Annotated in this window: 25 protein-coding genes; 19 read left to right on the forward strand and 6 right to left on the reverse strand. The window is 68.2% G+C overall.

What is annotated here, in order from left to right; translation table 11 throughout:
* Positions 1–84: 84 nt before the first annotated feature.
* Positions 85–1,278, forward strand: a complete 1,194-nt coding sequence (tuf, locus tag ACZ5Y0_RS03615) for an elongation factor Tu (RefSeq protein WP_363089027.1) — start codon at positions 85–87, stop codon at positions 1,276–1,278.
* A 99-nt stretch (positions 1,279–1,377) separates the two neighbouring features.
* On the opposite strand, the gene ACZ5Y0_RS03620 is transcribed toward tuf, so the two are convergent.
* On the reverse strand, positions 1,378–1,686 hold the full coding sequence (locus ACZ5Y0_RS03620; protein ID WP_469126991.1) for a hypothetical protein: 309 nt from the start codon (positions 1,684–1,686) through the stop codon (positions 1,378–1,380).
* Positions 1,687–1,866: 180 nt separating this feature from the next.
* Between ACZ5Y0_RS03620 and ACZ5Y0_RS03625 the strand changes: the two genes are divergently transcribed.
* Genes ACZ5Y0_RS03625 through ACZ5Y0_RS03640 form a run of 4 tightly spaced genes read left to right on the forward strand, consistent with a single transcriptional unit; the run spans position 1,867 to position 4,652 of the window.
* Positions 1,867–2,274 (forward strand): hypothetical protein, encoded by a 408-nt coding sequence (locus ACZ5Y0_RS03625; protein WP_469126992.1) that lies wholly within the window; start codon positions 1,867–1,869, stop codon positions 2,272–2,274.
* A 1-nt stretch (position 2,275) separates the two neighbouring features.
* A complete protein-coding gene (locus tag ACZ5Y0_RS03630) occupies positions 2,276–3,622 on the forward strand; it encodes a WXG100 family type VII secretion target (RefSeq protein WP_469126993.1) in 1,347 nt (448 codons plus the stop codon).
* Positions 3,623–3,651: 29 nt separating this feature from the next.
* Positions 3,652–4,176, forward strand: a complete 525-nt coding sequence (locus ACZ5Y0_RS03635) for a hypothetical protein (RefSeq protein WP_469126994.1) — start codon at positions 3,652–3,654, stop codon at positions 4,174–4,176.
* Positions 4,177–4,178: 2 nt separating this feature from the next.
* Positions 4,179–4,652, forward strand: coding sequence for a hypothetical protein (locus tag ACZ5Y0_RS03640; protein ID WP_469126995.1), 474 nt, complete (start codon positions 4,179–4,181; stop codon positions 4,650–4,652).
* Between the two features lie 34 nt (positions 4,653–4,686).
* On the opposite strand, the gene ACZ5Y0_RS03645 is transcribed toward ACZ5Y0_RS03640, so the two are convergent.
* The 5 genes from ACZ5Y0_RS03645 to ACZ5Y0_RS03665 are packed head-to-tail and all read right to left on the reverse strand — an operon-like array spanning position 4,687 to position 9,363.
* Complete coding sequence (locus ACZ5Y0_RS03645) at positions 4,687–5,988, reverse strand: YrhB domain-containing protein (RefSeq protein ID WP_469126996.1); 1,302 nt, start codon at positions 5,986–5,988, stop codon at positions 4,687–4,689.
* A gap of 3 nt (positions 5,989–5,991) precedes the next feature.
* Positions 5,992–6,294: a YrhB domain-containing protein gene (locus ACZ5Y0_RS03650; RefSeq protein WP_469126997.1), complete on the reverse strand. Its 303-nt coding sequence runs from the start codon at positions 6,292–6,294 to the stop codon at positions 5,992–5,994.
* Positions 6,294–8,015, reverse strand: a complete 1,722-nt coding sequence (locus ACZ5Y0_RS03655; protein ID WP_469126998.1) for a putative T7SS-secreted protein — start codon at positions 8,013–8,015, stop codon at positions 6,294–6,296. Before ACZ5Y0_RS03655 ends, ACZ5Y0_RS03650 begins: the two co-directional genes overlap by 1 nt.
* Positions 8,015–8,740, reverse strand: coding sequence for a hypothetical protein (locus ACZ5Y0_RS03660; protein WP_469126999.1), 726 nt, complete (start codon positions 8,738–8,740; stop codon positions 8,015–8,017). The genes ACZ5Y0_RS03655 and ACZ5Y0_RS03660 overlap by 1 nt, the downstream gene beginning before the upstream one ends.
* Before the next feature lie 29 nt (positions 8,741–8,769).
* On the reverse strand, positions 8,770–9,363 hold the full coding sequence (locus ACZ5Y0_RS03665) for a hypothetical protein (protein ID WP_469127000.1): 594 nt from the start codon (positions 9,361–9,363) through the stop codon (positions 8,770–8,772).
* A gap of 535 nt (positions 9,364–9,898) precedes the next feature.
* Here ACZ5Y0_RS03665 and rpsJ point away from each other — a divergent pair.
* From rpsJ to rplE, 14 genes are all read left to right on the forward strand, one after another.
* Entirely contained in the window at positions 9,899–10,207 is a 309-nt protein-coding gene (gene rpsJ, locus ACZ5Y0_RS03670; protein ID WP_003948644.1) for a 30S ribosomal protein S10, read from the forward strand.
* Between the two features lie 16 nt (positions 10,208–10,223).
* Positions 10,224–10,868, forward strand: coding sequence for a 50S ribosomal protein L3 (gene rplC, locus ACZ5Y0_RS03675; protein WP_073491919.1), 645 nt, complete (start codon positions 10,224–10,226; stop codon positions 10,866–10,868).
* A gap of 8 nt (positions 10,869–10,876) precedes the next feature.
* Entirely contained in the window at positions 10,877–11,533 is a 657-nt protein-coding gene (gene rplD / locus ACZ5Y0_RS03680) for a 50S ribosomal protein L4 (RefSeq protein WP_363172336.1), read from the forward strand.
* Positions 11,533–11,952: a 50S ribosomal protein L23 gene (gene rplW / locus ACZ5Y0_RS03685; RefSeq protein ID WP_469127001.1), complete on the forward strand. Its 420-nt coding sequence runs from the start codon at positions 11,533–11,535 to the stop codon at positions 11,950–11,952. The genes rplD and rplW overlap by 1 nt, the downstream gene beginning before the upstream one ends.
* Positions 11,953–11,990: 38 nt before the next feature.
* Complete coding sequence (gene rplB / locus ACZ5Y0_RS03690) at positions 11,991–12,827, forward strand: 50S ribosomal protein L2 (RefSeq protein ID WP_366059593.1); 837 nt, start codon at positions 11,991–11,993, stop codon at positions 12,825–12,827.
* 12 nt (positions 12,828–12,839) lie between these two features.
* Positions 12,840–13,121, forward strand: coding sequence for a 30S ribosomal protein S19 (rpsS, locus tag ACZ5Y0_RS03695; protein WP_363089032.1), 282 nt, complete (start codon positions 12,840–12,842; stop codon positions 13,119–13,121).
* Between the two features lie 41 nt (positions 13,122–13,162).
* Positions 13,163–13,510: a 50S ribosomal protein L22 gene (gene rplV / locus ACZ5Y0_RS03700; protein WP_006130776.1), complete on the forward strand. Its 348-nt coding sequence runs from the start codon at positions 13,163–13,165 to the stop codon at positions 13,508–13,510.
* Positions 13,510–14,346, forward strand: coding sequence for a 30S ribosomal protein S3 (rpsC, locus tag ACZ5Y0_RS03705; protein ID WP_252545591.1), 837 nt, complete (start codon positions 13,510–13,512; stop codon positions 14,344–14,346). The genes rplV and rpsC overlap by 1 nt, the downstream gene beginning before the upstream one ends.
* A 5-nt stretch (positions 14,347–14,351) precedes the next feature.
* Positions 14,352–14,771 (forward strand): 50S ribosomal protein L16, encoded by a 420-nt coding sequence (gene rplP, locus ACZ5Y0_RS03710; RefSeq protein ID WP_004927269.1) that lies wholly within the window; start codon positions 14,352–14,354, stop codon positions 14,769–14,771.
* Entirely contained in the window at positions 14,771–14,995 is a 225-nt protein-coding gene (gene rpmC, locus ACZ5Y0_RS03715) for a 50S ribosomal protein L29 (protein WP_003998824.1), read from the forward strand. The genes rplP and rpmC overlap by 1 nt, the downstream gene beginning before the upstream one ends.
* The gene (gene rpsQ, locus ACZ5Y0_RS03720) at positions 14,995–15,282 is read left to right on the forward strand and encodes a 30S ribosomal protein S17 (RefSeq protein ID WP_009327090.1); all 288 of its coding nucleotides are present in this window, start codon (positions 14,995–14,997) and stop codon (positions 15,280–15,282) included. Before rpmC ends, rpsQ begins: the two co-directional genes overlap by 1 nt.
* A gap of 135 nt (positions 15,283–15,417) precedes the next feature.
* The gene (gene rplN, locus ACZ5Y0_RS03725; protein ID WP_003998823.1) at positions 15,418–15,786 is read left to right on the forward strand and encodes a 50S ribosomal protein L14; all 369 of its coding nucleotides are present in this window, start codon (positions 15,418–15,420) and stop codon (positions 15,784–15,786) included.
* Positions 15,787–15,788: 2 nt separating this feature from the next.
* Complete coding sequence (gene rplX / locus ACZ5Y0_RS03730; protein WP_033272457.1) at positions 15,789–16,112, forward strand: 50S ribosomal protein L24; 324 nt, start codon at positions 15,789–15,791, stop codon at positions 16,110–16,112.
* Positions 16,112–16,669, forward strand: a complete 558-nt coding sequence (gene rplE, locus ACZ5Y0_RS03735; RefSeq protein WP_451526990.1) for a 50S ribosomal protein L5 — start codon at positions 16,112–16,114, stop codon at positions 16,667–16,669. The genes rplX and rplE overlap by 1 nt, the downstream gene beginning before the upstream one ends.
* The last annotated feature ends 4 nt before the right edge of the window (positions 16,670–16,673 follow it).

Raw genomic sequence — 16,673 nt, forward strand, 5'->3', positions numbered from 1 at the left:
TCGCCCCTGGGCCCGGGCATCCAGCAAAGATCACCTGGCGCCGATGAAGTAAGGCGTACCAGAACCACTCCCAGGAGGACCCCCGTGGCGAAGGCGAAGTTCGAGCGGACTAAGCCGCACGTCAACATCGGCACCATCGGTCACATCGACCACGGTAAGACGACCCTCACGGCCGCCATTACCAAGGTGCTGCACGACAAGTACCCGGACCTGAACGAGGCCTCGGCCTTCGACCAGATCGACAAGGCTCCCGAAGAGCGCCAGCGCGGTATCACCATCTCCATCGCGCACGTCGAGTACCAGACGGAGACGCGTCACTACGCGCACGTCGACTGCCCGGGTCACGCGGACTACATCAAGAACATGATCACCGGTGCTGCCCAGATGGACGGCGCCATCCTCGTGGTCGCCGCCACCGACGGCCCGATGCCGCAGACCAAGGAGCACGTGCTCCTGGCCCGCCAGGTCGGCGTTCCGTACATCGTCGTCGCCCTGAACAAGGCCGACATGGTGGACGACGAGGAGATCCTGGAGCTCGTCGAGCTCGAGGTGCGTGAGCTCCTCTCCGAGTACGAGTTCCCGGGCGACGACCTCCCGGTCGTCAAGGTGTCCGCTCTCAAGGCGCTCGAGGGCGACCCGGAGTGGGCCCAGACCGTCCTCGACCTGATGCAGGCCGTCGACGAGTCGATCCCGGAGCCGGAGCGCGACGTCGACAAGCCGTTCCTCATGCCGATCGAGGACGTCTTCACGATCACCGGCCGCGGCACGGTCGTCACCGGCCGTATCGAGCGTGGTGTCCTGAAGGTCAACGAGACCGTCGACATCATCGGCATCAAGACCGAGAAGACCACCACCACGGTCACCGGTATCGAGATGTTCCGCAAGCTGCTCGACGAGGGCCAGGCCGGTGAGAACGTCGGTCTGCTGCTCCGCGGCATCAAGCGCGAGGACGTCGAGCGCGGCCAGGTCATCATCAAGCCGGGTTCGGTCACCCCGCACACCGAGTTCGAGGCGCAGGCGTACATCCTGTCCAAGGACGAGGGCGGCCGTCACACGCCGTTCTTCAACAACTACCGCCCGCAGTTCTACTTCCGTACGACGGACGTGACCGGCGTCGTGACCCTCCCCGAGGGCACCGAGATGGTCATGCCGGGCGACAACACCGAAATGAAGGTGGAGCTGATCCAGCCCATCGCCATGGAGGAGGGCCTGAAGTTCGCCATCCGTGAGGGTGGCCGGACCGTGGGCGCCGGCCAGGTCACCAAGATCAACAAGTAAGCTTGTTGTCTTGACCTGGTAGCTCCGACTGCGAGCACCTGAGAGGGCCCGTACGACTCCGGTCGTACGGGCCCTTTCGCGCGCCCGCGGCGGTGGCCGTCAGGCATCCACCAGCACCACGAGCAGGGCCAGGAGCGCCACCGGAAGCACGGTGATCACCAGTGCCGCACAGGCCGCCAGGACGCGTGGCGTCCGCAGGGAACGGCGGTGGGGCAGCGCCCAGGCCAGCGCGAACAGGGCCAGGGCCGTGCAGATAGAACCTCCGTACTGGTCCATGCCGTGATGGGCCCGGACCACGCCGTACTCGAGCGCGAGCAGCGGCAGACCGGGCAGGGAAGCCGCGAGGGGGGCCTTCCACCAGGTCTGGTGGGGGGTGTGGGGCCGCGTCACTCCGGTCCTCGTCGTCATGGCTCCCATCCCATCGGTGCCGGACGCCGGGATCATCGGGATCCGTACCCATGTTCCCCGTATCGCTGTACCCACGTTGCTAGCCTGATCGCCGTACGCCAACTGAGCACACGGGGGTTGACAGTCATGGCGCGGTCGGCAGGAGAGCCGTACATCATCGGTGGCGGGGGAGCGGATCCCGTGGGGACGCGGTTGAACCAGATCCCGCTCGATCCGGGGGGTCCCTCCCCGGGCGGCCCGTTCCCGGGCGGCGGCCAGAGGGACCTGGCGTCGTCTCCCGCGCAGAAGCAGGCCGCGGCGAAGGCCATCGAGGACCACATCGAACCGGACACGCGGAAGGCCGGCGACTGGGCGCAGACCGAGACGAACGCGGCGGTCAAGGCGTTCGGGCCGAAGGACGGCGACGGGTGGATCACGTCGGGGGCTCTGAAGACGGCCCACGAGACGTGGGAGGAGCAGGTGAAGAACCTGATGAGCCGGCTCTCTTCGGAGAAGGCGGCGTTGCGCAGCACCAACGCCCTTCTCCAGAGCACGGACCTCGGGGTCGGGGCGGGCGTTCGCCGGATCTCACCGATCGAGGGGTACTGACATGCCGACGTACCACGAGATCATGAAGACCGACCTGTCCACGCTCACGACGGCCGCCGAGCGCTGGGACGGCATGGCCGCGGAGTTCCTCGAGCAGGAGACGGCCTACCGGCGCGATGTGCACGGCATCTCCATGGGCGGATCCTGGGTGGGCCTGAGCGCCGACGCGGCCAACAAGCGCTTCGACATCACGCTCAAGGAGTTCCGGAACGCCCAGGTCGAGGCCAAGGCGATCGCCTCGCTGCTGCGGGACGCCCACACGCAGTTCGTCGACCTGCGCGGCAAGCTCCGGTCGGCCCGTCAGGACGCCGTCGACGCCGGGATGAAGGTGTCCGACCAGGGCGTGGTCACGTTCGACACGGGACAGCTGAGCAAGGGCGAGTACACCGCCTATGTCCACGATCCCGACTACCAGGACAGCTGCCGCAAGGCCGCCGTCTCCTGGCAGCAGCGGATCGACCAGCTCGTCAGGGACGTGGCGGAGGCCGACAAGGGCGTCGAGGTCGCGTTCGCGGCGGTCGTGGTCGACAACGACGTCGCCGACGGCACTCTCAACGGCTTCAACGGCAGGGCCTACGGAGACATCGAGCGGTACGAGGCCGAGAAGGCGGCGGCCGAGGCGGGCCTCACCATCGACGGATGGGTGTCCTCCCACGAGTTCACGGTGACCGGCCCCGGAGCCGGCCTCACCTTCACCGGGCCCAAGTACGGCAAGGAGGGCTCGATCAAGGCCTACGCCGACCTCTTCCACCTGACCGCGCAGGGCACGCTGACCAACGGGCCGTGGAAACTCTCCGGGATCGCCGATGTCTACGGCGGAGCCAGAGGCACCGTGAACTACGGATTGACCGACAAGGGCCTCGTCGCCAAGGCCGAGGCGTCCGCGGGCATCCGCGCCCTGGCCGAGGGGCGCGTCGAGTACGGGCCGTACGGGGGTGCCTACGGGCGCGCCGAGGGATTCGCCGGCGGCGAGATCGGGGGCTCCCTCAAGGCCACCAAGGAGGAGGCCACCGTCGGCGGGAAGGCGTTCTACGGAGCGAAGGGCGGCGTCGCCGGCGGCGTGGAAGTCTTCGGGATCAGCGTCGGCGGGTCTGCCGAGGGATGGAAGGGGCCCGGCGCCGAGGCCTACGCGGGCTGGAAGAAGGACGAGGTCACCGGGGTGTGGAAGATCGGCGCGACGGCGGGCGCTTCGCCCGCCGTCGGCGGCAGCCTCGGCCTGGAGATCACCGTCGACCCGGACAAGGTGTCCCGGTCCTTCGACGCCGCGGCCGACGCGGTGGGCGACGGGCTCGGTGTGATCAGCGCCGGCGCCGGCTCGGTCAAGGACTCCGTCGGCAGCTGGTTCTGATGTACTCCCGCGTGGAAGGAGGGCCCTCGATGCCCGCGACACTGCCGGTGCCGATCCGGTTCCGCCTGCCGGACGGGTGGCTCCCGGTCCGTCCCGAGCGGGGGGACGGGTGGGGAGACACCCAGCAAGTGGCCTTCGCCGCCGTGCACCCGCGGCCGGACGCCGGGTTCAGCGCCAACATCGCCATCGACGGCGAGATCCCGCCGGACACGGCGACGCTGGCCGATCTCGCCGACGCCTCCGTCGAGTACCTGCGTCGGATCGCCGCGTCGGTGTCGGTCGCCGCTCGCCGCGAGGTCGGCTCCGCCGAGGCGCCCGCCCTGACGCAGCGGCTGACCTTCTCGGCCGTCGCCGGCGACACCCGCCGCGACCTCGTCCAGTCCCAGGTGTACCTGTCCCTGTCGGACGTGGACGACCCGCACAAGCGGGCGGTGATCCGGGTGGCCCTGACGGCCACGGCGGGCCAGCACGACGCCGTACTGCCGGACTTCCAGGAGTTCCTGCGCACGGTGCGGCCGGACGTGCGGGGTCCGGACACCGGAACGGAGTCCTAGCGATGGGCCTCTGGAGCAGGTACCGGGACAGGCGCACCGGCACCCGGTACCCGGACAGCGCCCTCGCTCCGCTGTCCGCCGCGCAGGTCCGCGACGCCCTGCTGGCGATCAACGCGACCGGTGTGCCGTTCCTGGTGCGAACCGCACATCCCGAGGAGAAGGCCGACCTGGTGGCGGAGTGGACGGTTCCGGAACTGCGCCTGCGGCTCAGGACACGGTTGCGGCTCGTCCCGGACAGCCATGAGGTGCGCACCCTCGACGAGCGGTGGGACCGGTCGCCCGAGAACGGCGCCAAGCGGTACGGACGGGGACCGGCGACCAAGGTCGCCCGTCGATGGAGCTACGAGCGGGGGCCGGACGGACGAAGGCGCAGGGTCGAGACGTTCCGCTTCGACTCACGGGACATGCGCAACCCCCTGGTGGAAGCCGTCCTCGGCGCGGGGTGGACCTGGCGGGGGGTGCTGTCCAGGTGGTGAGGGGCAGGTCCCGGAGGACCTGCATCCCCGGGGCTCAGCGGTAGCGGATCACGTGCAGCCGGTGGACCCCCGTCGCGTCCAGGGCCGCCGGGGCGCCGGTCGCGCCGTCCACCAGGATGACGCCGTCCGCGGTCTTGACGGCGTTCACCAGCCATCCGACGGCCTCCCGTGACCGGCCGTCCGTACGGCGGACCCAGACCAGCGCTCGCGCGTCGGCGGGCAGGGCCGACAGGACTTCCAACGCACCCGGCCAGTCCTCGTGCTCGGAGACGGACAGGACGGGACCCAGCGCCGAGAGCGTCGGCTCGAACCAGGGGGCACGGCCGGGCCGGGGCGGCGCGGGGAGGTCCGCCGAGCCGGGGTCCTCGCCCGCGTCCCAGCGGGCCAGCCAGGCCCAGGGGTCCGAGTTGGGCAGGCCGAACGGCGCGGTCGCGTCCTTGGGGACGACGACCGTCGAATCGAGCAGAGCGTCCTGCCAGTGACCGTCGGTCAGGAAGCGTTCGGTGTTGCAGGAGAAGACCCAGCCACGCCGGGTCTCGTCCTGGGCCGTCGGCGCAGCGAGGCCGACCTGCCCCTGGTAGGCGTCGTCGAGCCAGAGGCGCGCCTTGTCGACCGCCGAGGCGAAGTCCGCCGCCGGCCGCTCCCACGGCAGCCGCCGGGGCGCCTGCGCGGCGGGCAGGGCCCGGAGCAGGAGCAGCTCGCGCACGAACGACGTGTCGAGCCGGGCGAGTGACGACGTCACCCCGTCCAGGAGGGTGACCTGCCCCTTGTTGTTGTGCGCGTAGAGCAGGTTGCCGGTCGCCTCGTGGCCACCGATCTCACGACGCACCCAGACCACGCCCCGGGTGTCCGGACCCGGCTCGGCGACGGCCTTCACCACGTCGTCCCAGCTGTCGACGGGGATCCGCGCGAACTCGGGAAAGTAGCGGCGCGCGAGCCGCGCCATCCAGCCCGGCGCCTCGTCGGACGGACGCCACGGCAGGGCAGCCGACGGGGCGCCACTGATCATGCTGTGCAGGGTGACCGTGCAGCCGCGGGAGTTGATCCGGCGGGACTGGCCGGTGACCCGGAACGCGGCCTCCTCGGGCGAGGAGGCCGGGGCCAGGTCTTCCAGGGGACGGCTCGGCGCGGGGTGGAACGGGGCGCCGCCGTCCTTCGGCACCACCACGGAGGCCGCCAGCATCGGCGTCTGCGGATAGCCGGGCTGCGGCACCACCCGGCAGGACATCAGCCAGGCGGTCGCGGTTTCGTGGACGGGGTGCGGGGCGGCGAGCTGGACGAGACCGCCGTAGGTGGCGGCGAGCCAGGCAGCGGCGCGATCGTGCGGGACAGTCACGGCCTATCCCTTCTTGGGGGGCCAGTTGCCGGCGGCACGCATCTCCATGTACATCGCCACCGGAGGGAACGTGGGGGCGAAGTGGGCGGGCGTTCCGTCGTGGGGGACCACCACGACGGATGTGAAGGGAGCCTGCGCGGAGTCGCCGGTCTCGATGTGCTCCTTGAAATCGAAGCGCACGGTCCAGCCGTAAGGGAACTCGATGGCGGTTTCCGGGAGCATGACGATGGAGTCCGGACGGTCCGGATATCCCGCGTTCCTCAAGAAGTGGGCTCCCGCCAAAACGGCTTCTTCTTTGGTCACCATTATTTGACTCCGTCGCGATAAGGAATGTGCCCGATGGAGGAGACGTTTTTCTCCAACATTCCGAGCTGCCCGCTCTGACCGTCGAGGAACACGACGCCGTGTTTGGTGTTCACGGCGTTGAAGACGTGTGCCGTGCCGTCCGGGCGGCTGATGTACACGGCGCTGCGGGAACCCTCGCCGCGGGCCTGGAGGTCCTTGACGATGTCATCGTAGCCGTTGACCATGTCGTAGTGGCCCTTGGCCCGGTTCGTCAGACCGAGCTGCTCGGGCGGGATGTGGTCGCCCGCCTGCTTGGGGGCGGCGCTGACCTCCGCGCCGTCCATCCGGCGGTCCACCGCGACGACATTGTGACTACAGTTGTCCGTGTATCCCGGCATACCGGTGTTGTTGACGTCTTTCAACCAGGGGTATTCGCTGTCCAGGAAATCCTTGGCCGCCTGCGGATCCACGGAATCATAATGGATGGCCTTTTCGCTGACATGATCCGTGGACTTCGCCAGTCCGCTCCAGTCCTTCGGTGCGGACCCGGCCGCCTCGTCCCCGTATTTCATCCCCTTGGACGCCAGGTTCGACGCACCCGCCTCAGCGCTGTCCTTGAGACCGGTACGCAGTGCTGTGCGCCCCAGTCCCGCACCCTTGGTGCCGATCAGCTCCGGGAGGAGGCGGCCTATGAATTCGGAGGGGTCCTTCTGGAAGCCGTCGACGGCGGCCTGGACGACTCGTTCGGGGTGGGCGGCCGTGGAGACCAGGCCGGAGAGCGTCATGCTGACGTTCTGGAGGTACGCGGCCGGGTGCGTGAGGTTGTAGGGGTCGACGGGGTTGAGGCCGCGGACGAAGTTGAGCAGGCCGGCGGTCCCCTTGAGGGCGCCGCCGATGACATGGGTCAGTTCGGTGTTGAGGGCCTGGTAGCCGTCGATCATGTTGTCGCCGAGCCGGTCGAGCGGCGGGGGCTCGGCGGGGGCGTGGGCGAGGGCGGCCTTGACCTGGCTCTGCGCGTCGGAGGCGGCGGAATTGCGCTGCTTCCTGGCCCGGGCGAGCTTCTCGCGTGCCGCCCGGATGTCCTCGATACCCGGATCGTGGAACGGCGCCGGCTGCGGCCCGGGATCCTGGTCCGCCTTGATCTTGGCGTTGTAGGCGTCGACCTTCTTGTTGTAGGCCTCGACCGCTTCCACGGACGCCTTCTTGCCCTGTTTGTAGAGTTCGACGGCCTCCTTGGCCTGTCCCTGCGCCCACTTGACGGTCTCGGCGTACGAGTCCAGCGCCCCGGCGGCCGTTTCGCAGGCGTCGGCCGCGTGCAGCCATTTGGTGGGGTGTACACCGAACTTTTCACGGAAGGCGCTGCCGCCCTCGCCCTTCCAGCCTGAGGAGTCGACCTTCTTCATCCCGGTGCCGACCTTGTCGAAGGCGGCCTGGAAGTCCTTGAGGTGTTTGGCGCTCTCCCGGATCCTCGCGGGATTGCCGTGGACGAGTTCGTCGGCCTCCTCGGTCTCGCCCAGTTGCTGCTCGCCGGGCATGGCGCCGAGGTCGGCGGCCAGTTCGTCGCCGAAGTCCTCCACCGCGTCGGCCGCGTCGTGCAGGCCGACGTGGTCGAGTCCGTCACCGGCCTTGTCGGTGACGTAGTCGATGCCCTCGCCGAGCTTCTTCTTGCCCTCGTCGATGAGGTCCTCACCGACCTGGAGGCCGGAGTTGAGGCCGTCCCTGATGTCGCCGACGATGCCCATCAGCGATCACCCGCGGCCTGCTGCTGGGCGGCCTGGGCGCGGGCCTCGGGTGAGGGACCGAAGGTGTCGTCGAGCATCTTGTCGTACTCGGCGTCGGAGACCCCGAAGGTCTCGTGGAGGTTCTCCGGGTTGAGGCCCACAGGGCCCATGGTGTGCGAGGTCATCACGTCGCGGCCCGCATCCTTCCAACCCTGCTTGCTGTTCGCGAGGGCCTGGTCGAAGGACTCCTTGCTGTAGTCGACGTCCCCGCCGAACACGCCGGAGGTGGCGATGTCGCCCCAGCCCATCTGTGTGACCTCGTCCTCGGAGGCGTACGGATTGCCGATGGCGGCGTTGGTGACCACCTTGAAGGTGCCCTCGACGTACTCCTCGGTCTCGTGGAGGGTGCCCGCGGCCAAACCGGTCTTGACGGCGAACGCGTTGCCCTCGTTGATCAGGGAGCGCACCCCCCACTCCCATCGCTCGCAGAACGAACCGAACGTCGTGGTCAGGCCCTCGTGCCCGAGATCCAGCCCGTTCAGGGCGATGTCACCGAAGCCGCGTCCGGCACCGGCCGTACCGACCATGCCCAGCTCCTTCAGCTCACCCAGCGCCTCCGTCAGGCCTTTGGCGACCAGATCCAGGCCCTGGGCCTTCAGATCCGGCACACCGCCGCCCCGAACCGGCACCCAGCCGCCGTCCACGGGCATCCCACCGCCGCTCACCGGCACGCTCTCAGTGCTCACGGGGACCTCCACCGTCGCTCACCGGCACCTCACCGTCGCTCACCACGCACCCCCTGCTCACGGTCCACGGCCACCTCGTCCGGTACGACGCCCAGCACCGGCGGAAACACCACACCGTCCGGCCCGTCCGCGCAGTCCAGCGCCACTCCGCAGGCCACGCCCGCGGCGGGCACCGCCACATCCAGCAGGCGCGCGCCCAGAATCGTCTGGTAGATCCACTCGCGGTGGTACTCGCCCCGCGCTCGGGCGTAGCGGGCCAGCGCCTGCCCGTCGGAGAAGGCCAGGATGAACCGGACGCCGTTCCAGTCGGCGGTCAGCAGGCCCCGCTGTCCGTCCGGTCCGGGGCCGTCACCCAGCGGCACCAGCACCGGCGTCGCGCGGAACTCCTCCAGCAACCCGGCGAACCGCCGCCGACGGACCTCGACCTCAGGGTCCTCGGTCACCGCACCGGACGCCGGCTCAGACACCACCGGCGTCGGCCGGGTGTCCGGCTCCGCCGACGGAACCCGCTCGGCGGCCGGATCGCCCGGCGGGACCGTCATCTCCGCATAGTCCGCGAGCCGTGACCTGGGGACGGTGTTCCTCCCCGGCGGCTCGCTCCCTGTGCCCCCGTGTTCAGACATGGCGACGATTATGGCGGCCACGGGCCAGGGACGGAGCCCGGGTCAGGCGTTTTGTCGAGGTCACGCACAACGCTCCTACGTGACCTGCACACCGGGCGCACGCGCCCTCGCCCCGCCTCGCGTTTGACCTGCGTCACGTTCGGGGTATTCTCTCCGGCTCGATTGGCGGAGGGCCTGCCCCATATGGCAGACTGTCCGAGTTGCTCGGCCGAGTGTTGATGCTGCGCGCCTCCCGCCGGGAGGACCGGAAGCGAGTCCCACAGTACTCGTCGCCCTAACTGCCTCACGGCAGCGCTGGGGCGGACGTACGGGAATCTTCCGGGAAGCGTGGGCGCGACACCGACCAGGCACCCGGTGGGCCTTCCGCCCTCGGTCTGCGGTTCCGGTAGGGCCGTGCGCATTCCCCGCAGGGATGTTCGAACGTGGGACATCCGTGTCAGCGGGAGAGCGACACGCCCGACCGCGTGGGTCGGAGGAAACGGTAAGGGGCCGACCAGGTCCAGAGCGTTAGAAGAGACAGGACTACTGAGTAGCCATGGCGGGACAGAAGATCCGCATCCGGCTCAAGGCCTACGACCACGAGGTCATCGACAGCTCGGCGAAGAAGATCGTCGAGACGGTGACGCGTACTGGTGCGTCGGTCGCGGGCCCGGTGCCGCTGCCCACTGAGAAGAACGTGTACTGCGTCATCAAGTCGCCGCACAAGTACAAGGACTCGCGCGAGCACTTCGAGATGCGCACGCACAAGCGCCTGATCGACATCCTCGACCCGACCCCCAAGACCGTTGACTCTCTGATGCGACTCGACCTCCCGGCCGGTGTCGACATCGAGATCAAGCTCTGAGGCCGGTGATCTGAAGATGACCAAGCAGATCAAGGGCATCCTGGGCGAGAAGCTCGGCATGACGCAGGTGTGGGACGAGAACAACCGTGTTGTTCCCGTCACCGTCGTCAAGGCCGGCCCCAACGTCGTCACCCAGGTCCGTACGAACGACGCCGACGGCTACGAGTCGGTCCAGATCGCCTTCGGCGAGATCGACCCGCGCAAGGTGAACAAGCCCCTCAAGGGCCACTTCGCCAAGGCCGACGTCACTCCCCGCCGCCACCTCGTCGAGATCCGTACCGCTGACGCCAGCGAGTACACCCTCGGCCAGGAGATCACCGCCGAGGTGTTCGAGGCCGGCATCAAGGTCGACGTGACCGGCAAGAGCAAGGGCAAGGGCTTCGCCGGTGTCATGAAGCGTCACAACTTCAAGGGCCTCGGCGCCGGACACGGCACCCAGCGCAAGCACCGCTCCCCCGGTTCCATCGGTGGCTGCGCCACCCCGGGCCGCGTGTTCAAGGGCCTCCGCATGGCGGGTCGCATGGGCAACGAGCGGGTCACCACCCAGAACCTGACCGTCCACGCCGTTGACGCGGAGAAGGGTCTGCTGCTCATCAAGGGCGCGGTTCCCGGTCCGAACGGCGGCCTCGTCCTGGTCCGCACCGCGGCCAAGGGGGCCTGAGGTAACCGATGAGCACTGTTGACATCCTTTCGCCTGCAGGCGAGAAGACCGGTAGCGTCGAGCTCCCCGCGGAGATCTTCGGCGTGGAGAAGGTCAGCATTCCGCTGATCCACCAGGTCGTCGTCGCGCAGAACGCCGCTGCCCGTCAGGGCACGCACAAGACCAAGCGCCGCGGTGAAGTCCGCGGTGGCGGCAAGAAGCCGTACCGCCAGAAGGGCACCGGCCGCGCCCGTCAGGGTTCGACCCGCGCGCCGCAGTTCGCCGGCGGTGGCGTCGTCCACGGCCCGCAGCCGCGTGACTACTCGCAGCGGACCCCGAAGAAGATGAAGGCTGCCGCTCTGCGTCACGCCCTCACCGACCGGGCCCGTCACAACCGCATTCACGTCGTCACCGGCGTGATCGAGGGCGAGACTCCGTCCACGAAGTCCGCTCGGACGCTGTTCGGCAAGATCTCGGAGCGCAAGAACCTGCTCCTGGTCGTCGACCGCGCCGACGAGGCCGCGTGGCTGTCCGCCCGCAACCTGCCCCAGGTGCACATCCTGGAGCCGGGCCAGCTGAACACGTACGACGTGATCGTCTCGGACGACGTGGTCTTCACCCAGGCCGCTCTCGAGTCCTTCGTCGCCGGCCCGAAGGCCAACGACACCGAAGGGAGTGACGCCTGATGGCTACGCGTCACCCGAGCATCGCCCCCAAGGCTGCGAAGGCCGCCAAGGCCGCGCGACTGGCCAAGGCCCGCCGCCACGCCGCCGAGGGCAAGAACACCGTCGTCACCGCGCCCAGCAAGGCGTACACGGACCCCCGTGACGTGCTGCTGAAGCCGGTCGTGTCGGAGAAGAGCTACGCGCTCCTCGACGAGAACAAGTACACGTTCATCGTCGACCCGAACGCCAACAAGACCCAGATCAAGCAGGCCGTCCAGGCGGTCTTCTCGGTCAAGGTCACCGGGGTCAACACGATCAACCGCCAGGGCAAGCGCAAGCGCACCAAGACCGGTTTCGGTCAGCGCGCGTCGACCAAGCGTGCGATCGTGACCCTCGCTGAGGGCGACCGTATCGACATCTTCGGCGGTCCGACCGCGTAAGCGGGTCGGATCGTCCGATATCGGACGAGGACTGAGAAATGGGAATCCGCAAGTACAAGCCGACTACGCCGGGCCGTCGTGGCTCCAGCGTCGCCGACTTCGTCGAGGTCACGCGGTCCACGCCGGAGAAGTCGCTGGTCCGCCCGCTGCACAGCAAGGGCGGCCGTAACAACGCCGGTCGTGTGACCGTTCGCCACCAGGGTGGCGGACACAAGCGCGCCTACCGAGTGATCGACTTCCGTCGTCACGACAAGGACGGCGTGCCGGCGAAGGTCGCGCACATCGAGTACGACCCCAACCGCACCGCGCGCATCGCGCTGCTGCACTACGCGGACGGCGAGAAGCGCTACATCCTCGCGCCGCGCAACCTCCAGCAGGGTGACCGCGTCGAGAACGGTGCCGGGGCCGACATCAAGCCGGGCAACAACCTGGCCCTCCGCAACATCCCGGTCGGTACCACGATCCACGCGATCGAGATCCGTCCCGGTGGCGGTGCCAAGTTCGCCCGCTCCGCCGGTGCCTCCGTGCAGCTGCTCGCGAAGGAGGGCACCATGGCCCACCTCCGCATGCCGTCCGGTGAGATCCGCCTGGTCGACCAGCGCTGCCGCGCCACGGTCGGCGAGGTCGGCAACGCCGAGCAGAGCAACATCAACTGGGGCAAGGCCGGCCGTAAGCGCTGGCTGGGCGTCCGCCCGACCGTTCGTGGTGTGGCGATGAACCCGGTTGACCACCCCCACGGTGGTGGTGAGGGCAAGACCTCCGGTGGTCGCCACCCGGTCAGCCCCTGGGGTCAGAAGGAGGGTCGTACTCGTTCGCCGAAGAAGGCTTCGAACAAGTACATCGTCCGCCGCCGCAAGACGAACAAGAAGCGCTAGGAGCGGGTTTAGATGCCGCGCAGTCTCAAGAAGGGGCCCTTCGTCGACGACCACCTGATCAAGAAGGTGGACGTACAGAACGAGGCAGGCACCAAGAACGTCATCAAGACCTGGTCCCGTCGCTCGATGATCATCCCCAGCATGCTGGGTCACACGATCGCGGTGCACAACGGCAAGACCCACATTCCGGTGTTCGTCACCGAGTCGATGGTCGGCCACAAGCTCGGCGAGTTCTCGCCGACGCGCACCTTCCGGGGTCACGTCAAGGACGACCGGAAGTCGAAGCGCCGCTAAGGCGGGGTGGAATGACCATGACAGACACTGGAAGGACAACCATGGAAGCCAGGGCCCAGGCGCGGTACATCCGCGTCACGCCCATGAAGGCCCGCCGAGTGGTGGACCTCATCCGTGGCATGGACGCCACGGAGGCTCAGGCGGTCCTGCGTTTCGCCCCGCAGGCCGCGAGCGTGCCGGTCGGCAAGGTGCTTGACAGCGCCATCGCCAACGCCGCGCACAACTACGACCACACCGATGTCGACAGCCTCTTCATCTCCGAGGCCTACGTCGATGAGGGCCCGACCCTGAAGCGGTTCCGTCCGCGTGCCCAGGGCCGCGCCTACCGGATCCGCAAGCGGACCAGCCACATCACCGTGGTCGTCAGCAGCAAGGAAGGAACCCGGTAATGGGCCAGAAGGTTAACCCGCATGGGTTCCGGCTCGGCATCACCACGGACTTCAAGTCCCGTTGGTACGCCGACAAGCTGTACAAGGACTACGTCAAGGAAGACGTCGCCATCCGTCGGATGATGACGTCCGGCATGGAGCGCGCCGGCATCTCGAAGGTGGAGATCGAGCGCACCCGTGACCGTGTGCGTGTGGACATCCACACCGCTCGTCCGGGCATCGTCATCGGCCGCCGTGGCGCCGAGGCCGACCGCATCCGCGGCGACCTCGAGAAGCTCACGGGCAAGCAGGTCCAGCTGAACATCCTCGAGGTCAAGAACCCCGAGACGGATGCCCAGCTGGTCGCGCAGGCCGTCGCCGAGCAGCTCTCCTCCCGCGTCTCCTTCCGCCGCGCCATGCGTAAGAGCATGCAGTCGGCGATGAAGGCCGGCGCCAAGGGCATCAAGATCCAGTGCGGTGGCCGCCTCGGTGGCGCCGAGATGTCCCGCTCGGAGTTCTACCGCGAGGGCCGTGTGCCCCTGCACACGCTCCGCGCGAACGTGGACTACGGCTTCTTCGAGGCCAAGACGACCTTCGGCCGCATCGGTGTGAAGGTCTGGATCTACAAGGGCGATGTCAAGAACATCGCCGAGGTCCGTGCCGAGAACGCCGCTGCCCGCGCCGGCAACCGCCCGGCCCGTGGCGGTGGCGGCGGCGCCGACCGCCCGGCCCGTGGTGGCCGTGGCGGCGGTGGCGAGCGGCGCGGTCGCAAGCCGCAGCAGGCTGCCGGTGCCGAGGCCCCCAAGGCCGAGGCCCCCGCCGCCGCTCCGGCTGAGAGCACCGGAACGGAGGCCTGACCGACATGCTGATCCCCCGTAGGGTCAAGCACCGCAAGCAGCACCACCCGAAGCGCCGTGGTCAGGCCAAGGGTGGTACGACGGTCGCGTTCGGCGAGTACGGCATCCAGGCCCTCACGCCGGCGTACGTGACCAACCGCCAGATCGAGGCGGCTCGTATCGCCATGACCCGCCACATCAAGCGTGGCGGCAAGGTCTGGATCAACATCTACCCGGACCGCCCGCTCACGAAGAAGCCTGCCGAGACCCGCATGGGTTCCGGTAAGGGTTCGCCGGAGTGGTGGATCGCGAACGTGCACCCGGGTCGGGTCATGTTCGAGCTGTCCTACCCCAACGAGAAGATCGCCCGTGAGGCCCTCACTCGCGCAGCCCACAAGCTGCCGATGAAGTGCCGGATCGTCAAGCGCGAGGCAGGTGAAGCGTGATGTCGGCCGGTACCAAGGCGTCCGAGCTGCGCGAACTGGGTGACGAGGAGCTTCTCGCGAAGCTCCGCGAAGCCAAGGAAGAGCTGTTCAACCTCCGCTTCCAGGCGGCGACCGGTCAGCTCGAGAACCACGGTCGGCTGAAGGCCGTCCGCAAGGACATCGCGCGGATCTACACCCTGATGCGTGAGCGCGAGCTGGGCATCGAGACGGTGGAGAGCGCCTGATGAGTGAGAACAACGTGACTGAGCAGACTGCAGAGGCCCGCGGCTTCCGCAAGACCCGCGAGGGTCTCGTCGTCAGCGACAAGATGGACAAGACCGTCGTCGTCGCCGTCGAGGACCGCGTCAAGCACGCGCTGTACGGCAAGGTCATCCGCCGTACCAACAAGCTCAAGGCCCACGACGAGCAGAACGCTGCGGGCGTCGGCGACCGTGTCCTCCTCATGGAGACGCGTCCGCTGTCCGCCACGAAGCGCTGGCGCGTCGTCGAGATCCTCGAGAAGGCCAAGTAGGTAGTTCCCGCAAGGGAACTCCCACCAGTACGCCTGCGGGCAACCCCGCAGGACAGTTCCGCCAGGCTCGGCAGGGGCCGCACCTCGTGAAGAGGCGGCCCCTGCCGGGAACCGGCAGACAAACAGGAGATAGACGTGATCCAGCAGGAGTCGCGACTGCGTGTCGCCGACAACACTGGTGCGAAGGAAATCCTTTGCATCCGTGTGCTCGGTGGCTCCGGTCGCCGCTACGCGGGCATCGGTGACGTCATCGTCGCCACCGTCAAGGACGCGATCCCCGGTGGCAACGTGAAGAAGGGTGACGTCGTCAAGGCGGTCATCGTTCGCACCGTCAAGGAGCGCCGCCGTCCGGACGGCTCGTACATCCGCTTCGACGAGAACGCCGCCGTCATTCTGAAGAACGACGGCGACCCTCGCGGCACCCGTATCTTCGGCCCGGTCGGCCGTGAGCTGCGCGAGAAGAAGTTCATGAAGATCATCTCGCTCGCGCCGGAGGTGCTGTAAGCATGAAGATCAAGAAGGGCGACCTGGTCCAGGTCATCACCGGTAAGGACAAGGGCAAGCAGGGCAAGGTCATCGCGGCCTTCCCCCGCGAGGACCGCGTCCTGGTCGAGGGTGTCAACCGGGTCAAGAAGCACACCAAGGCCGGCCCCACCGCCAGCGGTTCCCAGGCCGGCGGCATCGTGACCACCGAGGCCCCCATCCACGTGTCCAACGTTCAGCTGGTCGTGGAGAAGGACGGCAACAAGGTCGTCACGCGTGTCGGTTACCGCTTCGACGACGAGGGCAACAAGATCCGCGTTGCCAAGCGGACGGGTGAGGACATCTGATGGCTACCACCACCACTCCGCGTCTGAAGACGAAGTACCGCGAGGAGATCGCGGGCAAGCTGCGTGAAGAGTTCCAGTACGAGAACGTCATGCAGATCCCCGGTCTCGTCAAGATTGTGGTCAACATGGGTGTGGGCGACGCCGCCCGCGACTCGAAGCTGATCGAGGGCGCGATCCGCGACCTCACCACGATCACCGGTCAGAAGCCGGCCGTCACCAAGGCCCGCAAGTCCATCGCGCAGTTCAAGCTGCGCGAGGGTCAGCCGATCGGTGCTCACGTCACGCTCCGTGGCGACCGCATGTGGGAGTTCCTGGACCGCACCCTGTCGCTGGCGCTTCCGCGCATCCGCGACTTCCGCGGCCTGTCCCCCAAGCAGTTCGACGGCCGTGGCAACTACACCTTCGGTCTCACGGAGCAGGTCATGTTCCACGAGATCGACCAGGACAAGATCGACCGCGTCCGGGGTATGGACATCACCGTGGTCACCACGGCGACCAACGACGCTGAGGGCCGCGCGCTCCTTCGTCACCTCGGCTTCCCCTTCAAGGAGGCGTGAGCGA

Source organism: Streptomyces sp. NPDC033216 (genome assembly GCF_055577115.1).

Bases quoted from the DNA above. Each gene is read 5' to 3' on its own strand.
- rpsQ (WP_009327090.1), top strand. From the start codon at position 14,995: ATGAGTGAGAACAACGTGACTGAGCAGACTGCAGAGGCCCGCGGCTTC.
- rplW (WP_469127001.1), top strand. From the start codon at position 11,533: ATGGCTACGCGTCACCCGAGCATCGCCCCCAAGGCTGCGAAGGCCGCC.
- rplC (WP_073491919.1), top strand. From the start codon at position 10,224: ATGACCAAGCAGATCAAGGGCATCCTGGGCGAGAAGCTCGGCATGACG.
- rpmC (WP_003998824.1), top strand. From the start codon at position 14,771: ATGTCGGCCGGTACCAAGGCGTCCGAGCTGCGCGAACTGGGTGACGAG.
- ACZ5Y0_RS03650 (WP_469126997.1), bottom strand. From the start codon at position 6,294: ATGGTGACCAAAGAAGAAGCCGTTTTGGCGGGAGCCCACTTCTTGAGG.
- ACZ5Y0_RS03635 (WP_469126994.1), top strand. From the start codon at position 3,652: ATGCCCGCGACACTGCCGGTGCCGATCCGGTTCCGCCTGCCGGACGGG.
- ACZ5Y0_RS03655 (WP_469126998.1), bottom strand. From the start codon at position 8,015: ATGGGCATCGTCGGCGACATCAGGGACGGCCTCAACTCCGGCCTCCAG.
- ACZ5Y0_RS03620 (WP_469126991.1), bottom strand. From the start codon at position 1,686: ATGACGACGAGGACCGGAGTGACGCGGCCCCACACCCCCCACCAGACC.
- rpsS (WP_363089032.1), top strand. From the start codon at position 12,840: ATGCCGCGCAGTCTCAAGAAGGGGCCCTTCGTCGACGACCACCTGATC.
- rplE (WP_451526990.1), top strand. From the start codon at position 16,112: ATGGCTACCACCACCACTCCGCGTCTGAAGACGAAGTACCGCGAGGAG.
- rplV (WP_006130776.1), top strand. From the start codon at position 13,163: ATGGAAGCCAGGGCCCAGGCGCGGTACATCCGCGTCACGCCCATGAAG.
- rplX (WP_033272457.1), top strand. From the start codon at position 15,789: ATGAAGATCAAGAAGGGCGACCTGGTCCAGGTCATCACCGGTAAGGAC.
- rplP (WP_004927269.1), top strand. From the start codon at position 14,352: ATGCTGATCCCCCGTAGGGTCAAGCACCGCAAGCAGCACCACCCGAAG.
- ACZ5Y0_RS03640 (WP_469126995.1), top strand. From the start codon at position 4,179: ATGGGCCTCTGGAGCAGGTACCGGGACAGGCGCACCGGCACCCGGTAC.
- rpsJ (WP_003948644.1), top strand. From the start codon at position 9,899: ATGGCGGGACAGAAGATCCGCATCCGGCTCAAGGCCTACGACCACGAG.
- ACZ5Y0_RS03630 (WP_469126993.1), top strand. From the start codon at position 2,276: ATGCCGACGTACCACGAGATCATGAAGACCGACCTGTCCACGCTCACG.
- rpsC (WP_252545591.1), top strand. From the start codon at position 13,510: ATGGGCCAGAAGGTTAACCCGCATGGGTTCCGGCTCGGCATCACCACG.
- rplD (WP_363172336.1), top strand. From the start codon at position 10,877: ATGAGCACTGTTGACATCCTTTCGCCTGCAGGCGAGAAGACCGGTAGC.
- ACZ5Y0_RS03665 (WP_469127000.1), bottom strand. From the start codon at position 9,363: ATGTCTGAACACGGGGGCACAGGGAGCGAGCCGCCGGGGAGGAACACC.
- rplB (WP_366059593.1), top strand. From the start codon at position 11,991: ATGGGAATCCGCAAGTACAAGCCGACTACGCCGGGCCGTCGTGGCTCC.